Genomic DNA, 11,437 nt, shown 5'->3' with positions numbered 1-11,437 from the left:
GGGTCCCGGGATCGGCCCTCCACCGTCCGACACCCGCCCTGCCATCCCGGGTTCCGCTGTGCGGCTCCGGGATGGCGGCAGGATCTGGCAAGGTCAGCGCGTCTCCCTGTGCCTTCACAGAGTGTGCCCGGTCATGGCCTGAGCGACAGGCTCAGCGCTTCGCGCAGGTCTCCGGCATCGACCAGCCGCCTGCCCCGCCGCTTCAGGTCGCGCAGCTGGCCCCGCGTCGGGAAGCCGCAATAGGGCAGGACCGGGACGCTTCGCCCCTCCGGCAGCGCACCCGCCCGCTCGGCTTGCGCCAGAACCCCCTCCAGCAGCGGCCGTCCGGCCTCGTGCAGCAGCACCGCCGCCCGCGTGGCGGTGACGTCGGCGGGCAGGGCCACCGGCGCTTGCGCGAGGATGCCGCCGGCATCGATCGCCGGGGCCAGCCGGTGCACCGTGACGCCGAAATCCGGCTCGTCCTCCAGGAGGGCGTGCAGGGTCGGGACCGGGCCGCGATGGCGCGGCAGCAAGGAGGGATGGACGTTGAGTCCGCCCCCCGGCGCCGCCGCCAGGGTCGCGGCGTCGAAGATCTGGTCGAAGTGGAACGACAGGATCAGGTCGGCGCCGTGCTGGCGCAGCTGCCCCGTGACCTCCGGCCCGTTCACGTCGGTGATGGTGGCGTGCGGCAGGCCGAGGCGCCGGCACAGGGCGCGCAGCGGCGTCGCCTCCGGCACGTCGCGACTGCCGGCGAGGGCCTGGGTCGCCGGGGCCAGTCCGCGGACGAGGTCGGGCAGGCCGAAATTGACCGCCAGGTAGGGCAGGAAGCCGGGCCCCGAGCGCATCAGGTGGCGCCGCACCTGCCCGGTCAGCCCGCCGGTGCTCGGCCGCTCGGGATCGGACAGGCCGACGAAGGCGATCCGCGCGGCGTTGTCGGCGACGAAGCGGCGCACCGCCCGGGCGTTGGGCAGGGATTCGAGGGTGAACAGGGCGATCCGCACCGGGGTGACCTCTTCGCAGCCGGACTGAGAACGCTTCCTCGACGAAGCGGGTGCCGGTTCGTCGCAGACGACGCGGCACCATCAAAGATCTGGAGCCGCGTCCGCAGCGGCGCGATCGGGGCGGGTGCCCTAGCGCTGCTGGCGCTCGCTCATCTTGAAGCTGAAGCCGCGCATGCCGAGGCGGCGCCAGGATTCCGGGATCAGCGCGGCGCCGCGCGCCGCCGCGGCCAGGGCCGCCGGGAAGGCGATCACCGCCTCGTCGCGGGCCAAGCCCTTGGCGATGCGCCGGGCGGCGGCCTCCGCGCTCATCTCGAGCGGGCGCCAGCCCTCGTAATCCGCGCCCATCGCGGTCTTCACGTAGCCGGGGCAGACCACGTTCATCCGCACGCCCGTCGGCGCCAGCTTCTCGCGCAAAGCCAGGCCGTGGGCGAGCAGCGCCGCCTTGGTGCCGCTATAGGCCGGGGCGTCGGGAAGCGGCGCGTAGGCGGCGAGCGAGGAGATCAGCGCCACCTGGCCCCGGCCCTGCGCCGCCATCCGGGCGACCGCCGGCAGCGCGACGTTGAGGGCACCCATCAGGTTGACGTCGAGCACCAGGAAGGCGGTGTCCTCGGTCTCGAGCCCGCCCTCCGGGTGGCCGCCATTGACCCCGGCATTGGCGACGACGAGGTCGAGGCCGAGCCGCCCGGCGACGTCGTCGATCCAGGCCCGCACGCCGTCCCGATCGCGGACGTCGAGGGCTCGCGCCTCGACCGCGGCGCCCTTGCGACGGCAGAGATCGGCCACCGCCTCCAGGCGCTCAAGCCCGCGGGCGTTCAGCACCAGGGTGGTGCCGGGGGCGGCGTAATGCTGCGCCAGGGCCGCGCCGATGCCGCTCGACGCGCCGGTGATCAGGATGACGGGCATGGTTCTGCTCCCGGATGATCGGACCACGGCGGCACGGCCGCGCCTGTAGCACGGCGCTCAGGCCGGGGCGCGAAAAAATCCGGTTGCCGTGGGATCGGAAAAATCAGAACGACTGTAACGAAGACCGATGCGGGACAGACGCCCGACCGACCGGGACCCGCTCCCCCGCGCGCGGCGGGCGTGCTTGACGGGGTCGGGGTGATGTGGAACGGCCCCTGCTCCAGGTTGCATGGCCGGGGCGGCACGGTCCGCAGTGAGTGAGAGGCGGATGGATCGCGGCAAGCTGAAGCGGTTGTGGCCCCGGATGCCGTCGGAGTCGGAAGGGCCCGGCCCTCGGCGCTCGCGGCGCCTGGGCAGCGAGCCGACCTCGCGGCGGGTGCGCCTGAGCGACCGCTGGGACGCAGGCTTCCTGCGTCTCGGCGACGCCCAGGCCGAGCGTCCCCTGAGCTACATCATCGACGGGCTCGGGATCCATTACGACGCCACGGCGCCGAGCGAGCTCGAGGTGATGCTCGAGGAGGGCGGCTGGGAATCGGACGAGCTGATGGCCCGCGCCCGGTCCGGCATCGCGCGCCTGCGTGCGGGACGGCTCAGCCTCGACAACGACCCCCGCCGCCGCGACCTGCCGGCGCGCGTGCCCGGCCGCCGACGCATCGTCATCGTCGATCAGGCGGTCGGCGACCCGACGGTCGGCTTCGGCCTGGCCGGGGCCAGCGCCTTCACGGCGATGCTGGCGGCGGCCGCCGCCGACGCGCCGGAGGCCGAGCGCCTGGTGGTGATGGACCCCGCCGCCGGAATCGGCCGGCGCGGCCACATCGATGCCGCCGCCGCCGAGGCCGCCGGCGCCCGCCTGGTGGGCGATCCGGTCACCGCCTGGTCGGTGGCCGAGGACAGCGACCGGGTCTACGTCGTCTCGGCCCATGCCGGCTTCGAGGCGGCGCTCGCGGGCACGCCGGTGACCTGCTTCGGCCTGCCCTTCTATGCCGGCTGGAGCTTCACCGACGACCGGCTCCACCTGCCCCGGCGCACCCGCCGACGGAAGCCGGAAGAAGTCTTCGCCGCCGCCTACCTCGTCTGCTCGCGCTACTTCGACCCCTATACGGGGGCGCCGACCCGGTTCGAGGATGCGGTGGCGGTCCTCGACCTCGTCGCGTCGCGCTGGCGCGAGAACGCGGTGCCGACCCTCTGCGTCGGCTTCTCGGCCTGGAAGCGCGACTGGATCACCCGGACCCTGTCGGCGCCGGGCCACCGCCCCGTGGTGCGCCGGGGCGACGCGCCGCTGGCATCGGCCGAGCTGGCGGAGGTCCGGCGCGTGGTGACCTGGGCCAGCCGGATGCCGGCGGGGACCGAGGAGGCCTGCCGCGAGGCCGGCGTGCCGCTCCTGCGGATGGAGGATGGCTTCCTGCGCTCGATCGGGCTGGGCGTCGCCCTGCGGCCCGGCGCCTCGCACGTCCTCGACGCCGCCGGCGTCTACTACGACGCGACGGGGCCGAGCGATCTCGAGCACCTGCTCGAGACCGGGTCCTTCCCGCCCGACCTCCTCGCCCGGGCCGCGGCCTTGCGCGAGGCGGTGATCGAGGCCCGCGTCAGCAAGTACAATGTCGGCAGCGCCGCGATGCCGGCGATGCCGCGGCCGGGCCCGGTGGTGCTGGTCGCCGGCCAGGTCGAGAACGACGCCTCGATCCGCCTCGGCGGTGCGACGGTCTCGGGCAATGCCGCGCTCCTGCGCCTCGCCCGCGGGCGCAACCCCGATGCGGTGATCGCCTTCAAGCCGCATCCCGACGTCGAGGCGGGCCTGCGGCCCGGCTGGGTGCCGCCGGACGAGCTCGCCGCCCATGCCGACGTGGTCCTGCGCGACGTCTCGGCGATCGACGCCATCGAGGCGGCGGACAAGGTCGAGGTCGTGACCTCGCTGATCGGCTTCGAGGCGCTCCTGCGCGGCAAGCCGGTCACCACCCACGGCCTGCCGTTCTACGCCGGCTGGGGCCTGACCGAGGATCCCGGCTGCTCCCGGCGCACCCGGCGCCTCACCCTCGACGAGCTGGTCGCCGCCGCCCTGATCCTCTACCCGCGCTACCTCGATCCGCGCACCGGCCTGCCCTGCCCGCCCGAGGTGCTGGTGCAGCGCCTCGCCGCCGGCGACCCCGAGCTGGCGCGCCGTGCCCGCACCCCCGAGGCCGTGCTCAAGCAGGTCTGGTCGGTGATCTGGCGCCGCGTGCTGCGGCGGGGGTGATCGGGTCCGGGCCCGGGCTCCGCTGCCCGGGCCGCCGGACATGAAAACGGGGCCGTTCTTCGGCCCCGTCTGGTCTCCCGTCCCGTGCGCCCGTCCGGGTCAGGCGTTCTGCAGCGCCTCGAGGCCCGGCAGGTCGTCGCCGGCATCGGGGATCGTGCGGGCTCGGGAGCGGACCTCGAGCCAGGCGCCCTGGGTCAGGTCGAGGCGGGAGGCGGTGGCCTCCACCGCGGCCGCCATGCCCTCGGCCTTGTAGTAGACGCCGCGGATCTGGATGTTGGCGACGATCGCCTTGATGAAGGCGTCCCACAGCGCGCGGCTGGGCGGCTCGGCCTGCGTCCAGAACGTCTCCAGCGCACCCTGGTAGGTCAGGCCCTGGATGTCGTAGATCGCAGCACCGAGCGTCATGGTCGGCTTGTTGGCGCGCATCGACCACAGGCCGACGGTGCTGTTGACCGTGACGACCCCGCGGCATCCGTCCAACATCGCGCCGAGATCGCCGCCATCGGCGAAGTTGACCCGGTCGGAGACGCCCCACTTCTCCGCCGAGCGCCGCACGATCCGCGCCCAGTTGCGGATGCCGGGATCGAGGGGGTGGATCTTGACCAGCAGGCGCGAGTCGGACGGCGCGTGCTCGGCGAAGGAGCGGATCACCGCGTGGATCGGCGTCTTCAGGTCGAAGAACGGCGAGTAGGCGCGCAGCTGGAAGTCGTTCTCCATCTGCAGCGGCAGCACGTAGTAGGTCGTGCCGGCCTCGCGCAGGCGGCGCACCAGGGCGTCGACCCGCGGGCCGGTGCGCTTGGCGCGCAGCATGTGCAGGCCGGTGCCGAGATAGATCAGGGCATTGTGGTGCACCTGGTGCGACTTGTAGCCCGGATAGAGCCACCACAGCCAGTTGCTCATCAGGTGGTAGGCCATGTCCCAGACGGCCTGGAGCTGGAAGCTGTCGCGGTAGCGCGGCACCAGGTCGGGCTCGGGCGCCTGGGCGGCGAGCGCCATCACGGCGTCCGGATCCTTCGGGAAGCAGCTGTCGCCCGACATGCCGTCGCGCTCCAGCGTGATCCAGTCCGGCCGCAGGTAGCCGAAATCCGTCACCGTGACGTTCAGGCCGCGGGCCTTGGCGGCGGCGACCGCGACCTTGTGGTAGTAGCGCTGCTCGCCGAGCAGCATCAGGTCGGTCACGCCCTCGCGGTCGATCAGGTCGGCGATGAAGGCCGGCCAGGTCTCGCGGGTGCCGCGGAAATTGACCCCGCCGGCCCGGCGCCAGAACATCCAGTCGCCGAAGCAGAGATTCACCCGCAGGCAGCGGTGGCCCCGCGCCTCCAGGGCATCGGCGACCCGGGCGAAGTACGGCGTGATCGGCCCCTGCAGGAACAGGAAGACCTGGCGCCGGCCCGGACGGGCGGACGACCGGGGGTCGCCGCGGGATTCCTGCTGGCTCGGCTCGACGGTTCGCGCGGGATCAGCTCTCACGGGCACACCTCGGGTCTGGGCGGGAGCCGGCGGCCGATCACGATCTGCCGGCGGGCCCTGGGACGGCGAAGGCCCGAGCAGGCTGCGGCCAGCCTGCCCGGACGGACATTCGGGGCGCGCGAACCGCGCGCGTGCCGCTGACGAGGCGGACAGTATCGGCCGGTCCCGGACGGGCAATGGCAAGTCTGCAACACTCGCGAGAAATCGCCGTGTCGCGGATGCGTCATGCCAGGGCCGACGATCCGGCCGACCGCCGCCATTAGGCCTGCGATCTGGGCAGGAACGTGGAGATTCCGGGGTCATGCCCGTGATTCACATCCCGGCGCACCGATCGATGCATCCGCGCCACGGGTGACGGGGTCCACCGCCACGCTCGCGACGCATTTGCGGCCGACGGCCTCACCGCCGGGCCCACCGCCGTGGGTCCCGTGCAACACACGCGCCGCATATGCATCGCGCGGCTCCCGCGGCGCCCCGTTCATTCGATCGTAGCGATCCGGGGTGCTAGAGGAAGGATGGCGAAGCGTGGCCGGTACGGCCGCGCGGCTGCGCGCCGGCTCGAGCGGTGCGGCGGATGCCGGTCCGGTCGCGGCCGGCATCGATGGAGTGAAGACCGGAGGGGCCGTGGCCGACGGCCCCCTTGTGGTGTCGGAGGGTGGTGCATGGTGCGCGTCGGTATGCCAGCGGTCCTGGTGGCCGCTTGCTTCATCGGGGGGTGCAGCAGCTTCCTGCCTGCGGCCGGCCCGACGGCGAGCGCGGTCGCGGAGGGCGCCGACATCGCCACCGACCAGGGCCTGCTCGCCCGCTACGAGATCGTCGACGTCGATGCCGCGGTGGTCGAGGCCCTGCGCGGCCGGCCCCTCGACAGCCTGCTCGCCTCGTTCGGCGACCGGCGCCCGTCGGTGCAGCCGGTGATCGGCGTCGGCGACGCCGTGACGGTGACGATCTGGGAGGCCGGCAGCGGCGGCCTGTTCTCCGCCCCCATGATGGGGGGCATGTCCACCGGCTCGAAATCCTCCAGCATCCCCGAGCAGATCGTGGCCCGCGACGGCACGATCTCGGTGCCCTATGCCGGCCGCATCAAGGTGGCGGGCAAGCGCGCCCCGGACGTGCAGGCGCAGATCGAGCAGGAGCTCGCCGGCAAGGCGATCCAGCCGCAGGTGCTCCTCACCGTGAACTCGCCGCTCAGCACCAGCGTCACGGTGCTGGGCGAGGCGGCGGCAGCCGGCGGCGGCGCCCGCCTGGCGGCGGCGAGCCGCGGCGGGCCGGTCTCGAATCTCGGCGGCGGCCGCGTGCCGCTGACCGAGAAGGGCGACCGGCTGCTCGACGTCATCGCCACGGCGGGCGGCGTCTCGGCGCCGGTCAACGAGACCTTCGTGCGGCTGTCGCGCGGCTCCACCACCGCGACGGTGCCGCTCACCGCCGTGGTCTCGAACCCGCGCGAGAACATCTTCCTGCGTCCGGGCGACACCCTCACCCTGGTGCGCGACCCCCAGACCTTCCTGGCGGTCGGCGCGACGGGGGCGAATTTCGAGATCCCGTTCTCCGCCGAGGGCATCACCCTGGCCCAGGCGCTCGCCAAGTCCGGGGGCTTGCGCGACTTCCAGGCCGACCCGGCCGGCGTGTTCGTGTTCCGGTTCGAGCCGGCCTCGGTGGTGCGCCGCCTGCGCCCGAACAGCCCGCTCGTCTCCTCGAACTTCGTGCCGGTGGTCTACCGGATCAACATGCGCGACCCCAACAGCCTGTTCGTCTCGCAGGCGTTCCGGATGCGCAACCGCGACCTCGTCTACGTCTCGAACGCGCCCTTCACCGAGGTCCAGAAGGTGCTCAGCGTGTTCTCCACCGTCACCTCGCCGATCGCCTCCGGCGCCTCGCTGTACTCGGCGACCCGGTAGGGGCCAGGGCGGATCATGCCCTCGCGCCTTGGCATCGCACGTCGATGCCGTGGCGTCCGGCGCATCGGCGCCGGCGCCCGTTCGGGCTTGCCTTGCGCCGTCGAACGGATCCGTTCGACGGCGCGGCGGTCTCAGGACACGAAAAAGGGCCCCGCGGGGCCCTTTTTTTATTGTCCGAACCTCATCGAAGGGGGCGGCGCCGGAACGCCGCCCCTGTCCCGCCGGTCAGCGGCTGAACTTCTTGTACTTGATCCGGTGCGGGATGGTGGAATCGACGCCGAGGCGCCGCTTCTTGTCCGCCTCGTAATCGGCGAAGTTGCCCTCGAACCACTCGACGTGGCTGTCGCCCTCGAAGGCGAGGATGTGGGTCGCGATGCGGTCGAGGAACCAGCGATCGTGGCTGATGATCACCGCGCAGCCGGCGTAATCCTCCAGCGCCTCTTCCAGGGCGCGGAGGGTGTCGACGTCGAGGTCGTTGGTCGGCTCGTCGAGCAGCAGCACGTTGGCGCCGCTCTTCAGGATCTTGGCGAGGTGGACGCGGTTGCGCTCGCCGCCCGACAGGACGCCGACCTTCTTCTGCTGGTCGGAGCCCTTGAAGTTGAAGGCGCCGCAATAGGCTCTGCTGTTGATCTCGCGCTTGCCGAGATACAGGATGTCGTTGCCGCCGGAGATCTCCTGCCAGACGGTCGCGTCGGGGTTCAGCGCGTCGCGGGACTGGTCGACATAGCCGAGCTTGACGCTCTCGCCGACGCGGATGTCGCCCTTGTCGGGGGTCTCCAGGCCGTTGATCATCCGGAACAGGGTGGTCTTGCCGGCGCCGTTCGGGCCGATCACCCCGACGATGCCGCCCGGCGGCAGCTTGAACGACAGGTCGTCGATCAGCAGCCGGTCGCCGAAGGCCTTCTCCAGGTGGTCGAACTCGATGACGTTGTTGCCGAGCCGCTCGGCGATCGGGATGACGATCTGGGCGGTCGAGGGCCCCTTCTCCTGCGCCTTGGCGACGAGGTCCTCGTAGCGGGCGATACGGGCCTTCGACTTGGCCTGGCGGGCCTTCGGCGAGGCCGAGACCCATTCCTGCTCGCGCTCGATGGTGCGCTGGCGCGACTCCTCCTCGCGGCCCTCCTGGGCGAGGCGCTTCTGCTTCTGGACCAGCCAGGACGAGTAGTTGCCCTCGTAGGGGATGCCCCGGCCGCGGTCGAGCTCGAGGATCCAGCTCGTGACGTTGTCGAGGAAGTAGCGGTCGTGGGTGACGATCAGGATCGCGCCCGGATAGGAGCGCAGGTGGCCTTCGAGCCAGCCCACGGTCTCGGCGTCGAGGTGGTTGGTCGGCTCGTCGAGGAGCAGCAGTTCCGGCTGCCACAGCAGCAGGCGGCAGAGCGCGACGCGGCGGCGCTCGCCGCCCGACAGGGTCGCGACCGCGACGTCGTCGCCCGGGCAGCGCAGGGCGTCCATCGCCTGGTCGACCTTGGAATCGAGATCCCACAGGCCCTTGGCCTCGATCTCGTCCTGGAGACGGGTCATCTCGTCCGCCGTCTCCTCCGAGTAGTTCATCGCGAGCTCGTTGTAGCGGTCGAGGATCGCCTGGGACTCGGCGACGCCCTCCATCACGTTCTCGCGGACCGTCTTGTCGGGATCGAGCTGCGGCTCCTGCGGCAGGTAGCCGACCCGCGCACCCTCGGCCACGAACCCGTCGCCGTTGAACTCGGTGTCGATGCCGGCCATGATGCGCAACAGCGTCGACTTGCCGGCGCCGTTGACGCCGAGCACGCCGATCTTGGCGTCCGGGTAGAAGGACAGGTGCACGTTGTCGAGCACCTTCTTGCCGCTGGAATAGGTCTTGGTCAGACCCCGCATGTGGTAGATGAATTCACGGGCCATGGCGGTGATCCTTTTCGGGTTCTGGCGCGCGGTCCGGCCGAGAGATCCTTGCCGGGAGATCCTTGCCGGGAGATCTTTGCCGAGAGATCCTTGCCGGATTCAGGCCGGCTCCCGGAAGACGATCGAGGCCGCCGGGCGCCGGCGCGGGCGGCCGCGCGTGGGAATGGGGAGTGCTCCCGCGCTTACCAGGGCCGCCGGGGGGGTGCAAGGCGGCGCGAGGGCGCCCCGGGCCTGCCGTCTCACCCGAACGGGTTCTTGACCTCCTGCGTCGCCACCCGGGCTTCTTCTGCGCGCTCGGGCAGGTCCGCCTCGCCCTCCAGCGCCGCCACGATCGCCGCCAGGGTCTCCGCGAGCGCCCTCGCCCGTCCCAGGCTCTCGCGGTCCCGCGCGAAATCGAGGGCGCCGTGGAGCGCGATCCGGGCCTTGCCGTTCTCCAGGGTCAGGCCGCCGAGGGTCTGGACCGCCTCGTCGTCGGCGAAGGGGGTAAAGGCGGGCTTCGCGTGCGCGGGCATGCAGGATGTCTCGTCAGAACAGCGAGCGGAGGAGGTCGCGCCAGGCGCGACGGGCGGCGCGGCGCAGCTCAGCCGTGAGCCAGTCGAGGAAGCCCGGTTCGCGGCGGCTGCGCGGGCCGCCGGCATGTTCGTCGCGCTTCGGCTCGGGCAACGGCATGATGCGGCGGCGGACGGAGTCCGGCAGGTCCGGGAAGGCGACGAGGCCGCCGATCGCCGCGAGCTGGTCGAGGGAGATCGCCTCCCAGGCATCGCCCGGGGCGTTGCCGGACAGGTAGACTGCCGCCTCGCCGCGATTGGCGTCGTAGACCGCCTTGAACAGCCGGGTCGGGATCAGCACCCGGCCGCGCAGGGACTGCACGCTCGCGCCCTCGAACAGCGGCCCTGTCACGACGAAGAGGTCGCCGCGCGCGATCGCCAGCGCCCTGACGCTGCTCTCGATTCCGGCCCAGAGCCCGCGGTTGTTGTCCGGGTTCTGCGGCACGATGTTGGCAAGGCTGAAGGATTCTTCCTGCGCGGTCGGGGTCGGCATGTCGCCGGACGGCGCCATGTGTCCCCGGTCCCAGCCGCTGCCGGCGTAATCCGAGAGCTCGGAGCGGGCCGCCTCCGGCAGCTGCTCCTCCTCGTGGAAGGCATCGACCCGGTCGACGCGGCGCGCGGCCTCGACCTGGGCGGCGGTGATGTGCTCGGCGGCGTAGAGGGGCGTGCGCGAGAGGCCCGAATACAGGATTGCGAAGGCCTGGTAGCACAGGAGCGTCGTGTCGGCGGAGAGGCGCGGATTGGTCAGCACCGGGAGCGTGCCGCCGGCGAAATGCTCCGGGCAGCTGCGCGCCAGCGCCGGCGCTGGCAAGGCCAGCAGGAGCAGCAGGCCGGCGCCGCGGGACGAGGACATCGCGAACGGTTTCGCAGGTCGCCTCACGGTGTGGGTTACCCGCAGATCCGGACCCGCCGCGGGCCCTCCGGCGTCGGACGTCGCCGCCAGGCGCAGACGGGAGCCCGCCGCCGCGAGACGATGTCGCAGGTACGGTCGGCGGGCGCGCAAGGGGCCAAGTGCGGCAGCCAGGCGGGGTCCAGGGCGGGGTAGAGCGGGACCGCCCGCGCCTGACCCGGCAACGTCAGCAGGATGCCCAGGATGAACCCGCGCACCGGTATCTGCTGTCTCATCGGACCTCCGTGGGGATGCGTATTGGCGAGATCGCGCCGCGTCCGGCCATTCTAACGCATCCCCTCGCAGCTGTCGCGCCGCCGCCGAAATTCACCGTGAGTTCAGGATGTTCTTGGGAGTTGTTCTGCTGCGCACAGCCGCAACCGGAGCGGTTGCGAGGCGCCGATGGCGCGATCGGCGGCTTGCGGTATAACGGCCGCCATCTGCGAGGACCCCGGGCCGCGACGCCCGGCGGGGTCCGCCCTCGAATGAGCGAGTGTCACCACGTGTCCGAACTGGTTCTTCCCCTCCTCGACCGCGTCCGCGTTCCCGCGGACCTGCGCCAGCTGCCCGAGAGCGACCTGACGCAGCTCGCCGCCGAGCTGCGCACCGAGACCATCGACGCCGTCTCGGTCACCGGCGGC

At 72.1% G+C, this 11,437-nt stretch carries 9 protein-coding genes; 3 read left to right on the top strand and 6 right to left on the bottom strand.

The genetic code is table 11. The features are described 5' to 3' along the window. Positions 1–131 precede the first annotated feature (131 nt). Together FF100_RS32550 and FF100_RS32545 are read right to left on the bottom strand one after the other, a co-directional pair. Positions 132–980, bottom strand: coding sequence for a formyl transferase (locus FF100_RS32550; protein WP_139040183.1), 849 nt, complete (start codon positions 978–980; stop codon positions 132–134). Positions 981–1,109: 129 nt separating this feature from the next. Continuing rightward, positions 1,110–1,883, bottom strand: coding sequence for an SDR family NAD(P)-dependent oxidoreductase (locus FF100_RS32545; RefSeq protein ID WP_139040182.1), 774 nt, complete (start codon positions 1,881–1,883; stop codon positions 1,110–1,112). Between the two features lie 376 nt (positions 1,884–2,259). Between FF100_RS32545 and FF100_RS32540 the strand changes: the two genes are divergently transcribed. After that, a complete protein-coding gene (locus FF100_RS32540) occupies positions 2,260–4,116 on the top strand; it encodes a capsular polysaccharide biosynthesis protein (protein WP_246102641.1) in 1,857 nt (618 codons plus the stop codon). A gap of 99 nt (positions 4,117–4,215) precedes the next feature. Here the strand turns inward: FF100_RS32540 and FF100_RS32535 are convergent, their stop codons facing one another. Further along, a complete protein-coding gene (locus FF100_RS32535) occupies positions 4,216–5,586 on the bottom strand; it encodes a capsule biosynthesis protein (RefSeq protein ID WP_139040180.1) in 1,371 nt (456 codons plus the stop codon). Between the two features lie 662 nt (positions 5,587–6,248). Between FF100_RS32535 and FF100_RS32530 the strand changes: the two genes are divergently transcribed. Next, positions 6,249–7,481 (top strand): polysaccharide biosynthesis/export family protein, encoded by a 1,233-nt coding sequence (locus FF100_RS32530; RefSeq protein ID WP_171070422.1) that lies wholly within the window; start codon positions 6,249–6,251, stop codon positions 7,479–7,481. Positions 7,482–7,706: 225 nt separating this feature from the next. Here the strand turns inward: FF100_RS32530 and ettA are convergent, their stop codons facing one another. The 3 genes from ettA to FF100_RS32515 form a co-directional block, all read right to left on the bottom strand. Further along, the gene (gene ettA, locus FF100_RS32525) at positions 7,707–9,359 is read right to left on the bottom strand and encodes an energy-dependent translational throttle protein EttA (RefSeq protein ID WP_048426435.1); all 1,653 of its coding nucleotides are present in this window, start codon (positions 9,357–9,359) and stop codon (positions 7,707–7,709) included. A gap of 239 nt (positions 9,360–9,598) precedes the next feature. After that, positions 9,599–9,871, bottom strand: a complete 273-nt coding sequence (locus FF100_RS32520) for a hypothetical protein (RefSeq protein WP_139040179.1) — start codon at positions 9,869–9,871, stop codon at positions 9,599–9,601. 13 nt (positions 9,872–9,884) lie between these two features. Then, positions 9,885–10,760, bottom strand: a complete 876-nt coding sequence (locus FF100_RS32515) for a DNA/RNA non-specific endonuclease (RefSeq protein WP_139040178.1) — start codon at positions 10,758–10,760, stop codon at positions 9,885–9,887. A 539-nt stretch (positions 10,761–11,299) separates the two neighbouring features. Between FF100_RS32515 and FF100_RS32510 the strand changes: the two genes are divergently transcribed. Continuing rightward, on the top strand, positions 11,300–11,437 hold a 138-nt coding region (locus FF100_RS32510), incomplete at its 3' end, for a 1-deoxy-D-xylulose-5-phosphate synthase N-terminal domain-containing protein (RefSeq protein ID WP_139040177.1).

It is taken from the genome of Methylobacterium terricola (genome assembly GCF_006151805.1).
In the GTDB taxonomy this organism is placed as follows: domain Bacteria; phylum Pseudomonadota; class Alphaproteobacteria; order Rhizobiales; family Beijerinckiaceae; genus Methylobacterium; species Methylobacterium terricola.
Note: the sequence above shows the minus strand (reverse complement) of the source record. Positions and strands in the feature narration are given on the sequence as shown.

Excerpts from the sequence above, each read along its gene's own strand:
- FF100_RS32545 (WP_139040182.1), bottom strand. The coding sequence starts at position 1,883 with ATGCCCGTCATCCTGATCACCGGCGCGTCGAGCGGCATCGGCGCGGCC.
- FF100_RS32530 (WP_171070422.1), top strand. The coding sequence starts at position 6,249 with ATGGTGCGCGTCGGTATGCCAGCGGTCCTGGTGGCCGCTTGCTTCATC.
- ettA (WP_048426435.1), bottom strand. The coding sequence starts at position 9,359 with ATGGCCCGTGAATTCATCTACCACATGCGGGGTCTGACCAAGACCTAT.
- FF100_RS32520 (WP_139040179.1), bottom strand. The coding sequence starts at position 9,871 with ATGCCCGCGCACGCGAAGCCCGCCTTTACCCCCTTCGCCGACGACGAG.
- FF100_RS32515 (WP_139040178.1), bottom strand. The coding sequence starts at position 10,760 with ATGTCCTCGTCCCGCGGCGCCGGCCTGCTGCTCCTGCTGGCCTTGCCA.